The following is a 13660-nucleotide window of genomic DNA, read 5'->3' as shown; positions in this document are numbered from 1 at the left end:
GATTGGATCTGGTTCTACAATCACGAACGCCCTAACATGGCCTTGGGCGGTATTACCCCAATACAGCGGCTGGCCATGGTCGCATAGCGCTACTTCTGACTCCCCTTAAAAATGGGGGGATTACCCTATGACAATGCACCGATGGAGAGTTTCTGGGGCAGTTTGAAAAATGAACTGGTGCACCATCAGCGTTATAGGACCCGGACCGAAGCAGAAGCTTCGATCCGGGAGTACATCGAGATCTTTTACAACCGCCAACGACGCCACTCTCGTCTAGGCAATGTGGCGCCGGCGGTGTTTGCAGAGAAATTCAGCAGGCAATCGGCCTGCATTTGAAGAGGGTGTGTCTAGGTTGCCAGGACAGGTCACTATCAATGACCTAAAACACGAAGCTTCCAGGAAGTGATCGCTTGGGTCGATTCTGACGAGGGATCAACCATATCGACGATCTGAAGCTTCCACACACCCTTTGAACGTTCGTCCAGAAATGCATTGCTTGCGGTTAAGTCGATCGAGAATCCATCCGGCGTGGGGAGCAGCAAGGTAAGTGCAGGAAGGATAATGCTACGAGTACCTGACGGAGACACGAGCATGACACGCAGGTTGCCTGGATTCTTGCTTGTGGTATTAAGCTGCAATTGAACGGTTTCAATCGTGGCTTGTTCTTCGATTGTTATGTCTGATGTTCCTGCATCGTCACGTCGATATGCAATCGGCACTGGTGAACCCGTAGAGGACTGCCAGCCACCTTGATAAAGGGTGGGGAGTGTCACAAAGTTACGCGCCCGGTCAACTGCCTTTGTTGCATCTACCAAGCCAAAACCATACCAGTTACTGAACGTATGACCAGCCGCATTGGTCACCCATCCGCTGTCCAGCAACATGCCATTCCAACGAATACCGGATTGCTCTGCATCGACCTGCCTGGCCGTCGTCGCCAGAATGTACTTGATATCACGCCAGCTTAGCCTTGGATTGACTTGCAGCATCAACGCAATCACCCCTGTCACTGTCGGGGCGGCCGATGAGGTGCCATTTGCCATCGCGGTATAGCTGCATGTGGGGTCATACGAGTTGCTGCTGCCTGAATCAAGTTCGTTAAATGGCTTACCGCCTTTGTTTACGCCTTTGTCACATCCAGGCGTATTGGCGGTGACAAGTGCAGGTGCAAAGTAACGTTCCGGCTGTCTATCCGCTTTTTCGGCATCTGCATGAACAGGGTATTGTTTCAGAAGTTCCCTACGTTGCCATCCTTGTTCTCCCCCTAAGCCGGATACCCATAAAACCGAGCCTGTTTGGGAATAAGACGACTTTTTACCAGCAGCATTTACGGCACCGACGGCGATGGTATTTGGCCAATTACTCATCAAATCAGTGTTAGCAACGATGCAGCCTACCCCACTTCTCTGGGTAGCCTGTTCACATAGTGCTTCTGGGTTTGTGTCCATCCTTAAGAATGAATTCCCCGCCGCATGCACAATCAAGGTAGTCAAGGGATTGTACAAGTCTGCAATATTGTCGACGCCATAAGTCATGAATAGCGGTGGTTGGCCGCCCATACTGTTATTAGTGACTCTTGGCGTCGGTAGATCCCTGCTACCTGGAATGTTCATATCGAGAATCTTCGCATCTGGCGCTACGCCTCGTCCGCCCTGACTATTTCCTGCCACCCCAACCATGATGGCCGCTACAGCCGTTGCATGAAAATTGTCTTGCGAAGGATCATTTGCACCCTGAAGTACCATATTTGGCTTTAAATCAGGATGATCTGAATAGGCTTGCTTACTATCCATCAAGCCAATCACAACCCCCTTGCCGGTAATGCCTTCTGCATGCAGGGTTCCGATATTCAAATCAATGCCGGGTGTAGGACGGATATCGGCAAAGACGGCTTGCCCGGTATTCTTGAGATGCCATTGATACTGATAGAGTGGGTCCTGGCCAGTTGTATTGGCTACCGCACTTCCTGCCATGAAGGAAAAACCCCCTATAGCAATCACGAGATTCCTAGTGAGGATAAAAGACTGGCGGCAAGGTATTTTCGGAGTCATAGAAGGGGCAGTTGATAAGAGGTATGTTTGGGCTAGGTGGGAAACATTACGCCGAGCAGAATCACTGACTGGGTGACCGACTCTATGTAGCGCCAGTTCCATGGATTGGGGTAAGTCGCAACGGGGGGCGTAAGTCAGTACGTCATTCCGCACGTGGTTCAGATAAAGATCCACCGTAGTGAAGCTGAATAGGTAATGGACTAGTAATCTGCTTTGTAAGAACCTGTCTAAAGGCTTATCGCCGAAACGCTAGTTGTCTACCCAAGCAACCGGGTAGTAGCGCCCCTTCATGCCAGGCAAGTTGGCCTGAAACGACGGTGCTGCGTACGCGATAGTTGAAGGACTCAGCAGCAAATGGGGTCCAACCACATTTGTACAGTATCGGGTCCTGGGTGACTGGGCGCGCAATTGGCAAATATTCCAGCAGACATAGGTCGGCCCAGTAGCCCTCGCGCAGATAGCCGCGTTCCTCAATCTGGAACAGATCGGCAACCCGGTGGCTGGTTTTGGCTACAACTGTACCGATATCGAATACCGCGTCATTTACCAGCTGCATCAATGCGGGCATGGCATGTTGAACCAAGGGCAAACCGGCTGGTGCATCGAGGTAGGGCTTGTTCTTTTCTTCGAGCGTGTGGGGAGCATGATCGGTACCAATTACATCCAGCCTGCCGTCGCGCACGGCTTGTTGTAGCGCAAAGCGATCTGCCCGGGTTTTGATGGCGGGGTTGCACTTGAGCCGATTGCCCAGGTCTGCATAACGCGACTGGTCGAAATAGAGGTGATGGATGCAAGCCTCCGCCGTGATCTGCTTTCCATTGAGCGGCCCTGGTTCGAACAGCGACAACTCGCGCTGGGTACTGATATGCAGCACGTGTAGGCGGGTGCCGTGCTTGCGGGCCAACGAGACCGCGAGCTTGCTCGATAGATAGCATGCGTCGGCATGACGAATGGACGGGTGATCATCGGCATTCAGTGGATGGTGTCGTCGTTCAGCCCGTTCCCGGTATTCTGCTGTGCGTGCAAGAATGGTTGGTGTGTGTTCGCAGTGTGCGAACAGTATCACTGGAACGTTGGCAAACAGCTTGTCGAGCACCGCTGGGTCATCAACCAGCATATTGCCGGTGGAGGCGCCCATGAACACCTTCACCCCGGATACCGTGCGTGGGTCTAGCCGCGCTACTTCTTCCAGGTTGTCGCGGCTTACTCCAAAGTGGAAGGCGTAGTTGGCCACAGAGTCTTGCGCGGCAATGGCCAGCTTCTGCTGTAAGGCGGCTTGATTCAGTGTACCCGGCCTGCTGTTTGGCATGTCCATGAAGCTGGTGATGCCACCAGCAACGGCCGCTCGTGACTCGCTGGCAATGCTGCCCTTATGGGTCAGGCCTGGTTCCCGGAAGTGGACCTGGTCGTCAATCATGCCGGGTAGCAACCATTGCCCCTGGGCGTCGATTTCGTATTGAGCACGGATACCTGTGATACTGGCTGCGATCTTAGCGATCCGACCACTTTCTACCAGCAGGTCTGCTTCTTGGATTTGTCCTTCGTTGACTAAGCGTGCGTTACGAATCAACAGGGTTTCGGGATTCATAACTCGTTTTGGATAGCTTTGTAGCCGCGGACGAGTTCCACATTGGTACGTGCGACATCTTCGGAAAACTCGCTTGACTGGGCGCTGACGCGGATGATGCTGGCAAGGTCGGTCTGCGGTCCGATCCGCGCTGTGGAGGGAACGTAGAATCCTTCAGGCAGATAAGCGCCATCGACCACTGCGTTATGGCGCACTACACATCCGGTGGCGAGCACGCAGTTGAACAGTACACTGTTGAAGCCGATGAAAGCGTGATCACCAACTTCACAAGGGCCATGCACGATGGCGCGGTGCGCAATTGAAGTATGGCGGCCAATGTTTACTGCTGCGCCCGATTTGGAGTGAATAACCACCCCATCCTGGATATTGGAGTTGGCCCCGATCCGTATGGGTTGTATTCCGCCTTCCGCATCGACTTCATCGGCCCGAATCACGGCATAGGGTCCGACAAATACGTTTTCTTCGATGATTACTTTGCCGCAAATGATTGCCGTCGGATCAATGAAGGCATCGGGGTGGATCTGAGGTAGGTCGCCACTGGGGTTCTTGCGAATCATACCGGCAGCACCTGATGGGATTTGGTGCTTGGCTTTGTCAAAGTAGCCTGTTGGCTGGAGCAGGTGATAGCCAGGGGAGTTGTATGGTTCATCGTTCAGCTCCTGGTTTGCAACAGGGCTAATACTTCGCGACGGGAATCCGGATCATCCCGGAACTTGCCGCGCATGCAGCTGGTAACTGTCTGGGCTTCTGTCTTGCGTACGCCGCGTGTGGTCATGCACATGTGTGCTGCCTCGATTACTACAGCGACGCCACGCGTCTTCAAGTTTCGCTCGATGGCATCGGCAATCTGCAGAGTCAGCACTTCCTGGGTTTGCAAACGTTTGGCGAATAGATCAACCACCCGTGCCAGCTTGCTGATGCCAACCATCCGCTTACTAGGCAGATAGGCCACATGTGCTAAGCCGATGATGGGCACCATATGGTGCTCGCAGTGTGATTCGAGCCGGATATTCTTGACCAGAACAATCTCGTCATAGCCCTGCACTTCATCAAAAGTGGTATTCAGCAGGTGTTCTGGGTTCTGGTCATAGCCGCTGAAGAATGATGAATAGGCGCGGATGACGCGTGCAGGTGTGTCACGCAATCCTTCGCGGTCAGGGTCGTCACCAGCCCAGGCGATCAGGGTACGTACTGCCTGTTCGGCAGTGTGTCGGTCAGGTCGGTTCATACAGTGTTGTCTTAGTAAGAAGAGATGGATACTGGGACTCAGGTAAACCCACTTGGATTCGATGGGGAGGCAAACTGCCGGCTTCCGACGAAAATTCGCTGCCACATTGATGGCTAAGACGGCATGGTGACCTGATGACTGAGTAAGTGGGTTGTGACTGAGTAGCTGTACGGTGACAATGCATCACACACATTTAAAATGTTATAACATTACATTTTATTCGGCAACTGCTTCAAACTGAGCCACTACGAGGAACCTTCGATCAGGAATTCGTTGATTTTGTGCAGAAGGGCTACGATGGGGATGCAGAAATGTGGCGGCGAGTGGCGCCAGCGGTGGTCAGGAGGGAAGCACTTGTCCCGAGTTTATCCCTCCTGGATGGCGTGGTTCGTAATCATCAAGTGGCGTGAATGCTGCCAAATCTAAAGTGAAGCCAGCCTTAGAACCTGCTCAAAGTCTTGCTAGCTAGAGCAAAACAAGGCGAAAACAGCCGAGGAAGCGGAGTTTACGATTGGTAAGTGAGCATGCCGAGGATGTTTTCAACGCCGTATGGCTGACGCGTAGAAGACTTTGAACAGGTTCACTTTCTGGGTGCCACGACAAAACCAGATTTCAATCTGAACGGCTTACCCAGCGTATCCATCATCTCGGCGGTTGGATTCATCCTACTCTGTTCAATACGGCGGATGGCTTCTTCTGATACACCCACCATCTTGGCATACTGTTTCTGGGTTACACCTAGCATGCCGCGCATGCTCCTGATCGTGTCGGGGATAGTGAGCCGTCCCGCTGCAACGGCTTCGTAAAATGCATCGCGGGATTCGAATTTGGGTAGTTTGGTTCTCGCCATGGCTGCACCCCTTACTTCAACTTGGCAATTTCATCGACTACCGTTCGATATTGGTTACAGGCTCGGCTGAGAACTAACTCTTCTACACCAGCGCTCTTTGCTTCTTCCGGTAAGTGCTCAAGGCGTGCTCCCAGATCCAGAATCCGTGCCTTTACCAGATTCAGAATACCGGCATCCCCATCTGTTACTTCGGCAACTTGTTCCAGCACATCAGTTAAGTCAGGGATCAGCCGTCCGGCAGAGCCTTCAAGTCCTTTCCATGTACTGGAACGGGTAATGACAGCTGGATCCAGCGACATAGGGGCAAAGTCGTACAACGGCGTCAGTTCCAGCCGACCATTGAGTCTCCTTACCGCGGTGTTCCTTCCGTGGTTGTCCCTGTTCCCAGTAGCTAGGTTCAGCAAATCTCGAACAATGTACTCGGCAACTTCCTCGGCCGGGTCCACTGCATGTTCAGCCAGTAGTTTCACCATCTGATGGTGATGGATATGTACGCCGACTTCAGCAATGCCAGCCAGGCTTAGCAGGGATTCCTGAGCGAAGCGGTGGACGACGGCACTGCCTTGTGTTGAGTCTGCTGTGGTGAATGGTTTTACCCGATTACCCCCCAGCCAGAATAATGGTGCTGCCTGTTTGGCGTTGAGCCCAAATGCGACTGCACGATCAAAGCGCGGAATGATCAGTGTATTGTTTTCCCAGATCAGGTCGTCGTTGGCGCGGATGCCCATGGCTTTGGCCAGCCGCATGTAGGCGGCTTCGTTACGGAGGATGGTGTAATCCATCTCTGCTTTGTTTCCGCGTGCGTATTTCACCAGTACATGCGCTCTCGCTCGATGATCTGGTAATAGGCTGTCTGCGTGCCACCGTCCCAGCTCGTCCTGGGCCAACAGAATTTTGGGCGCTTCGCCTTGTGCGCCACTGGTTGCTTGCGCGGACAGACCATTCTCGTCGGCGTAAGTCATGAAGGCATCGCCGCGTTGAATTACCTCGTCCAGGTCAAAGCCTTCAGGAAAAACCCTAGGTTTTTCCTGCATGAGTTCCCAGGCTTCCTTTACCCGGACATTACCAATTGAATTGGCACCCCCAAGCACCAGCAGATCGAGGTGACTTGCATCACGGCCGGTGTCTTCCTTATACGCTCTGGCAATACGGTTTCCGGCAAAACCAAGTGGGAGGATGTCGAGCAGGAAAGCCGGCCAGCGCGAAAGCTTGATCGGCTGCATGTCGACTTCATAACGTGCTGACAAAGCATGTTCATCTGTGGCACCAAAAAAGGCGACGACGAAGTCCCTTTCATACTCAACGATGCAAGGTTCAGTAAATGCCCCCATATCACCCAAGTGGGTGAACTTGGCTGCATCATGCCATTCGCCATTGATGTAGAGTTGCAAGGTGAGTGTTGTGGTTGCCATTGGTATAGCTTTGCCAACTAATTATTTATTATAATACGTCATTATCTAGCTGTACTACATCAGTATTGCTTATCTTAATACATCTTTAAAATGGCTGTGTCTTGTTATACCCATGCAGCATTTCAAAGCGAGTCATATAGTTGAGGGCTGGTTGGTAGCCAATGGTTGTCATAGCTTTGGGGGGCCACCAGTCGAACCAACGACAGCTGGCGGATGTACGAACTTGTCCAAGATCTGTCACGGATGACTGTCAGCAGGGGGCAGAACAGCGTAGGGGTTGTGATGAGTTTGAATACATGAGGCCGGAACTGCTTGGGGCGAAGCCCCCTAACAGTTTGGCAACCCCCTTGCGGGGGTTTTCGAGCAGCGCTTGAGTTTTGATCGGCTGCACAGTTAGATGGTGAACAGTGCCTTACTGCCCGGCGGAATTTTGGGTCGGTCCGTCGCTACCCAATTCCACCGCAAACGCAAGCCCTAGCCGGCTGAACTTGAGCGCATGCAGTGCTTGGTTGCCGGTGTTGGCATAAGTGTCGTTGGCGCTGTGTATGTGAGGATTGATCTTGTCCGCTGAAGCCTCGGAAGGCATGGAAGCCCAGTATCCCCGGTCATACCAGGCAACATGGTCTGAGCAGCGACCGCAACGGCCATAACCGACGGTCAATGTCGGCAGGTAGGTGTTGATCAGATTGGCGATGAAGGTGTTTTGCTGGCTATCGGTGTAGCCTTCAAAAATATATATATCTTTGGTCGCGCCTTTGTGATTGGTCATGTCAAGCTGCAACACGCCTACCACTTTGACATTGTCGGCTTTGAACTTGTCAGCAATATCCTGCGAACCAAGTAGACCGGCCTCTTCCGCAGCGTAAGCGATGAATTTGATGGTACGGCGTGGCCTGTAATTGGCGTTCAGCATGACACGCATCGCCTCAATCAGGCTGGCAATACCAGACGCATTGTCATCAGCCCCTGGTGCACGGTGATTTTCATCGGTGGCGCTAATTTCCGTGACTGTATCGATATGTCCACCCAACACCACAACCTCGTCAGCATTGTCGGTACCGTTTATGGTGAGAATCACCGACTTTTGTGGAAAGGCACGATGATTGAACTGTTCCACTGTGACGTCAGAGCGTCCCGCAGCCATCCATTGCCAGCGTCGCATCAACCAATTGGAAGCCCGCACGCCATGGGGACTGGTGTAGTAGCGATTGGGATGTGAACTCAAGTCAGCGATCATGCTGGCAATATTGCTGTCTTGCATCTGCGCCAACAGCGGATTCACGATGGCTTGGTTGTCGATCGTGTAGCTTGGGTGACGGATCCCAACCAGGGTAGGAGGGCCTTGCAATACAGCCACTGCGGCTTCTCGACTGCTGTGCAGCGTATAACCGTGACTGCTATTCGATTCATCGTTGTAGATCGATTTGCTTAGTCGGGGCAGTATGGATTTCTCGACTTCAACTATGTGCATAGGCTCTGGAGTGAGCTTCGGCGTCGATCTGGTGTCTTCAGGGATCGCCGATGCCGATGAGCTGCTCCCAGCATTGCCAACAGAGATTTGGCTTTGAGCGGCGACAAGCTCCGGAACCAGCTTTTGTAGCTGGGTATAGGCTGCACTGTCTAAGGTAACCCATACTTTCTCTGAACTCGCTTTCGCCGGAGTGAGAATGCATGCGCCAGCTACCAGCGGAATTAAAAGCTTAGGCCGTAGACTGCTCATTCTGGCCATCGCCAGTGCTTGGCGTTTTATTTCGACCTGGACTTTACTGCCGGCTTGCTGGTATAGCTGGATGGCAGCTTAGACGTTACTGGCGATAAGCATGGGTAAGCGATAAACCTTCACCGCATTGCTGAAAAACGGATACATGTACTGCCCTTTAATGCAAAAGAAGCTTTCGATGTTGATCTGGTTATAAAGCTTGAAACGACTCCCTGGCGGGTCGGACAGCGCGTCTTTCAGCAGGTTCTTCCCCATTGCGTTAGCCATCACCCTTGTGGTGCTCCTCCCACAGCCTTGAATAGTTCCGCCAGATTCTTCAGTTGGTCCCGGCGTTGCGTCAGTAGCATCTGCTCGGCTTGTCTACGCTTGGCTTGCGCTTCCAATACGGTTTTCAATTCTACCTCCCCGGTTCGGTAGCGGCTGAACGTCAATGTTTCGTCAAGGCGGGCTAGTTTCAAAGTCTGCTCTTCTGTATCGGCATCTTTCTGCAGCTGTTGTCTGCTTTGCAGGTTGTCGTCTACTTCGACCAAAGCCTGATAAAGCTGACTGCGGAAATTCACTTCAGCTAAACGATAGGCGGCACGTTGTCTGGCCACTTCAAGCTTTCGTTTATGAAATTCCAGGAATGGCAGGCTTAGCGATGCACCCAGTGCCGCAGTGGGGTTTTGAAATAGGCTGGAGAGCGATCTACTTCTCGTTCCCAGCTCCCCAGTGAGTGACAAGGTCGGGTAGAAACTGGAACGCGCCACATCGATGCCTGCAAGCTCCACCTGTAAACGTACTTCTGCGGCCATAACGTCGGGACGGCGTGACAATAGTTCCGCTGGTAGACCTGCGCTGATAGCGGGAAGCACAGACTGCAGTGAAAGGGGAGGGACCCTCAGTTCGGGCGAACCGAATGGCCTGTCCAACAGTATCGCCAGCTTATTACGCTGGGAAGCGATCTTCGTGGCTGTTTGCCTTAACGCTTTTTCTGCACTTAATAGTGCCCGCTCAGCCTGAATCACATCACTACGGCTGGCCGCGCCATGTTGCAGGCGGCTTTCGGCCAGCTTCAGCAGCTGGCGTTGCTCGTCCAGCGCCTGCTCATTCATTGAATGCTCTGTAAGCAGCGTTGCCAGCGTCCAGTAATGCGAAGCCGCATCAGCCTCCAGCTTCAGTCGGGCGGCCTGCTCGTCGTAACGGGTTGCTTGCCAGCTGAGGCGGGATTTGCGCAGGGTGGCATCCACCTTGCCCCACAAGTCGACCTCATAGCTTAGCTCAAGCTTACTGGTGGCCGATTTTGACCCGACGCCCTGGTTGTTCAAGGCATAGGTTCTATTGCCAGACAGGCTGGCGGAAACAGCGGGGCCTGCTTTGTTTTCCTCCATTCCCGCATCTAGTTCTGCCTGCCGTAGTTTGATTGCAGCCTTGATCACATCTGGGTTACGCAAGCGGGCCTGGGTGATCAGATCAAACAAAACAGGGTCATCAAAGCTTTTCCACCAATCATCCGCACTTTTGGGTAACGACGCATTTGATGTCACCGACCATTGTTCTGGCAGCACAAGTGGCGGACGTTGATAAGGGGTGTTCATGCAACCGGTAAGCAGGCCGGCACATAGCAATACATAAAACGGTTTCATTCTCTTGCCAATGCCTCGATAGGGTTGAGCCTTGCGGCATTGCGCGCTGGTAGATAGCCAAACAGCACACCAATCAAAGTCGAACAGCCAAATGCAAGCAGTACGGCTTCCGGCGACAGGCTCAACTTCAAGCTGCTGAAGAACAGTGAAAACAGGGCGCAGACAGCCCCTGCCAGCAATACCCCTACTGCACCGCCTACCAGACAAACCAATACGGCTTCAGTCAGGAACTGTTGCATCACATCGCTTTGCCGTGCGCCTACCGCCATGCGGATACCAATCTCGCGCGTGCGCTCCGTCACCGAAACAAGCATGATGTTCATCACGCCGATCCCTCCCACGAGTAGCGAGATGACCGCTATCAGTGTCAGCAGCATGGCCAACATGCGGCTTGTGCGCTCCATCGATTTCAACATCTTGTCCATATTGAATGTGAAGAAATCCTTGGTGCCATGGCGTTGTGTCAGCAGCTCGATAATGGCCTGTTCCGCCAACTTTGATGGCTGCCCTTCCTTGATCCGGATGGTCATGCCGTCAAAATGGGTACGGCCCAGCAAACGACTGCCGACTGCCGTATAGGGTGCATACGCCGCCAAATTGTTGCTTGGGCCCATATTGTTGCCCACCTCAGTCACACCAATGACATAGGCCGGCATGGTATCGACCAATACGATACGGCCTAGTGGGTCGGTATCCCCAAACAGTTTGCGCCGCGTATTGTCGTCGATTACCAGTACCGGCCGCCGCTCGCGAATATCCTCGGCATCGAACCCCCTACCTCGTTCCAACTTGATGCCACGCACCTGGAAAAATTGTTCACCTACCGCAAGCAAATTAGCTCGCACGTCTGCGTTACTAGCCCGTAAACGCAAATTGAGCGCAGAAACTGGCGTAACGCTATCTACGTAGGGTTCTGCTACCAACGCAGCCAAATCCCCCTGGCTCAGGCTGCGGACGCCCTCAGCCTTGTCATCACCAAAGTCACGGCCGGGGTAGATATCGATGGTGCTGGTACCGATAGCGCGGAAATTATCCAGCACATAGTTGCGCGCCCCTTCCCCAATCGCAACGATAGACACCACTGAGGCAATGCCAATAACAATACCCAGCATGGTCAATGCACTTCGCAGGCGGTTAGCCAGCATGGCACGCAATGCCATCACGAATGCTTCGCTGAAGCGCCCCCACCAGGCAGAGGCCGGACGTGTTACTGGCGCGAGGCGTTGCTCAGTAATTTTGGGTGCGTTTGTTTCTGCTTGCCGCACATCACGGAGAATCCGCCCGTCCTGAATTTCCACCGTGCGCGGTACCTGGGCAGCAACACCTGGATCGTGCGTGACGATGATGATGGTGTGCCCGGCAGCGTTCAATTCCTTGAGAATCGACATCACCTCACGGCCGCTATGACTATCCAGCGCACCGGTGGGCTCATCTGCCAGGATCACTTCTCCGCCGTTCATCAATGCCCGCGCTATCGATACGCGCTGTTGCTGCCCACCGGAAAGCTGACTTGGCCGGTATGCATGCTTGTTGCCCAGCCCCAATCGTTCGAGCAAAGCGTCGGCACGCCGCGTACGCTCTTCCTTTTTGTCCCCGGCATAGACTGCGGGCATGACCACGTTGCCTTGCGCAGTCAGATGCGGCAACAGGTGATAGCGTTGGAAGATAAAACCAAAATGTTCGCGCCGGAGCTTGGCCAACGCATCGCTGTCCAGCGTACCGATATCCTGGCCCGCAACCTGGTATTGCCCTGATGTTGGTGTATCCAGGCATCCCAGGATATTCATCAGGGTGGACTTACCCGAACCGGAAACCCCCATGATGGCGAGCATCTCGCCATGCTCTATGGTCAGATTGATGTCATCCAGCACCGTCACTTCACTGTCGCCTGAGGGGAAACGGCGGTAGACATGGGATAACTGTAAAAGTGGTGTAGTCATCAGAAACCTATCGAGACGGAACTATCCTCGCTCGGCTTATGGCTGACGCGCGTCACCACCAGCTCTCCAAGCTTCAGCCCCTCCAGCACCTCGGCACGTGTTGCTGTCTTTAAACCAATACGTACCTGCCGAGGGTCAAGCTTCCCATCTGCTTTCTTGACGTCTACCGGATACCGCCCATCCTTTGCCGCAGGGCCAAGTGCGGATAGCGGAACTACCAATGCCTGCCGAACCTCCCGTTCCAGGATACCGACCTGCGCGGTCATGTCCACCCGCAAATGTCGGTCTGGATTGGGTACATCGAACAGCGTGTTATAAAACATGGCGTTGTTGATTTTTTCTGGCTTGGGCTCAATGCTACGTACCTGTCCCTTGATACGCTTCTCGGAGTCCCCCAGCAGCGTGAAATAGGCGTCCATACCCGACTTCACGCGAATGATATCGGCTTCGGACACCTGGGCACGCACCCTGATGGTGGAAAGATCCGCCAGCTTGAGGATGACCGGCACCTGTTGCGCGGCAATGATGGTCTGCCCTTCCTGGGTTTCGATGCTGATTACCTCGCCATCCATGGGCGCCAAGATACGGGTAAAGCTCAAATCAATTTTTGCTTTATCTCGTTCGGATTGTGCCTTGCGGATCTGCGCTTCCTGGCCAAGCAGCGTCGCTTGCTGTTTCTTGACCTCTGCCAAGGCAGCCTCAAGCGATTTTTGCGTTGTGGATTCATCGCGCATCATGGCCTGCTGACGAGTCAGCTCCTGCTTGGCCTGCTGCAGGCTTGCCAGTGTAGCGTCACGCTGCGCCAATTGATGATCCAGATTCGCCTGCGTGCCTTTGAGCCCGTTCTGTGCCTGCTCCGGGTCGATCTCCGCAAGCAGTTGGCCCTTCTTAACGGTGCTGCCGGCTTCGACATACAGTTTTTTCAGTTGGCCGCTTACCTGTGCACCGACGTCTACCTGCTTGACGGCTTTCAGGATGCCGCTGGCCAATACTTCTTGCTTCAGGTCTTCCCTTGCAACGGGTGTTGTCAGATGTTGCGGGGGGTCAGGCGCATCAAAAAAGGCTTTCCAGCCCCCAATTCCCAGTAACACCACGGTAAGTAGATAAACAAGTACACGCTTTCGACGGAAAAGTTTCATTAAGAAGAAAGTTCTAATCAAATTATCTTTTGTCGTACGTAAAGCCAAATAGTTGCAATGCAAGCTTATTGTTCGCTATCTGTAGGATCGATCGCTATCAGTGGGAT

General features: G+C 53.3%; 11 protein-coding genes and 1 pseudogene. 1 reads left to right on the top strand and 11 read right to left on the bottom strand.

Translation table 11 applies throughout. The annotated features are described in order from the left end of the window. Nucleotides 1–126: 126 nt before the first annotated feature. Nucleotides 127–336 (top strand): annotated as a pseudogene (locus ACUHMQ_RS13135) (IS3 family transposase); the annotation flags it as partial. Between the two features lie 35 nt (nt 337–371). Here the strand turns inward: ACUHMQ_RS13135 and ACUHMQ_RS13130 are convergent. The 11 genes from ACUHMQ_RS13130 to macA all read right to left on the bottom strand — a co-directional run bounded on the left by ACUHMQ_RS13130 (nt 372) and on the right by macA (nt 13553). Then, nucleotides 372–2153, bottom strand: a complete 1782-nt coding sequence (locus ACUHMQ_RS13130; RefSeq protein WP_445295918.1) for a S8 family serine peptidase — start codon at nt 2151–2153, stop codon at nt 372–374. A gap of 133 nt (nt 2154–2286) precedes the next feature. Next, nucleotides 2287–3639 carry a dihydroorotase gene (locus ACUHMQ_RS13125; RefSeq protein ID WP_445295917.1) on the bottom strand — a complete coding sequence of 451 codons (1353 nt, stop codon included), beginning with the start codon at nt 3637–3639 and terminating at the stop codon, nt 2287–2289. Next, nucleotides 3636–4196, bottom strand: coding sequence for a gamma carbonic anhydrase family protein (locus ACUHMQ_RS13120; RefSeq protein ID WP_445295916.1), 561 nt, complete (start codon nt 4194–4196; stop codon nt 3636–3638). Before ACUHMQ_RS13120 ends, ACUHMQ_RS13125 begins: the two co-directional genes overlap by 4 nt. A 95-nt stretch (nt 4197–4291) precedes the next feature. Next, on the bottom strand, nt 4292–4867 hold the full coding sequence (folE, locus tag ACUHMQ_RS13115) for a GTP cyclohydrolase I FolE (protein ID WP_445295915.1): 576 nt from the start codon (nt 4865–4867) through the stop codon (nt 4292–4294). A gap of 580 nt (nt 4868–5447) precedes the next feature. Further along, nucleotides 5448–5717, bottom strand: a complete 270-nt coding sequence (locus ACUHMQ_RS13110; protein WP_445295914.1) for a helix-turn-helix domain-containing protein — start codon at nt 5715–5717, stop codon at nt 5448–5450. A gap of 11 nt (nt 5718–5728) precedes the next feature. Further along, entirely contained in the window at nt 5729–7129 is a 1401-nt protein-coding gene (locus ACUHMQ_RS13105; protein ID WP_445295913.1) for a type II toxin-antitoxin system HipA family toxin, read from the bottom strand. Nucleotides 7130–7541: 412 nt separating this feature from the next. Continuing rightward, nucleotides 7542–8600 (bottom strand): M20/M25/M40 family metallo-hydrolase, encoded by a 1059-nt coding sequence (locus ACUHMQ_RS13100; protein WP_445295912.1) that lies wholly within the window; start codon nt 8598–8600, stop codon nt 7542–7544. Between the two features lie 327 nt (nt 8601–8927). Next, on the bottom strand, nt 8928–9116 hold the full coding sequence (locus ACUHMQ_RS13095) for a hypothetical protein (RefSeq protein WP_445295911.1): 189 nt from the start codon (nt 9114–9116) through the stop codon (nt 8928–8930). Further along, a complete protein-coding gene (locus tag ACUHMQ_RS13090) occupies nt 9116–10474 on the bottom strand; it encodes an efflux transporter outer membrane subunit (RefSeq protein WP_445295910.1) in 1359 nt (452 codons plus the stop codon). Before ACUHMQ_RS13090 ends, ACUHMQ_RS13095 begins: the two co-directional genes overlap by 1 nt. Then, a complete protein-coding gene (locus ACUHMQ_RS13085; protein WP_445295909.1) occupies nt 10471–12414 on the bottom strand; it encodes a MacB family efflux pump subunit in 1944 nt (647 codons plus the stop codon). Before ACUHMQ_RS13085 ends, ACUHMQ_RS13090 begins: the two co-directional genes overlap by 4 nt. Continuing rightward, a complete protein-coding gene (gene macA, locus ACUHMQ_RS13080) occupies nt 12414–13553 on the bottom strand; it encodes a macrolide transporter subunit MacA (RefSeq protein WP_445295908.1) in 1140 nt (379 codons plus the stop codon). Before macA ends, ACUHMQ_RS13085 begins: the two co-directional genes overlap by 1 nt. Nucleotides 13554–13660: the final 107 nt, after the last annotated feature.

Source organism: Chitinimonas violaceus (assembly GCF_052601015.1).
This window is presented reverse-complemented; position numbering and strand designations above follow the sequence as displayed.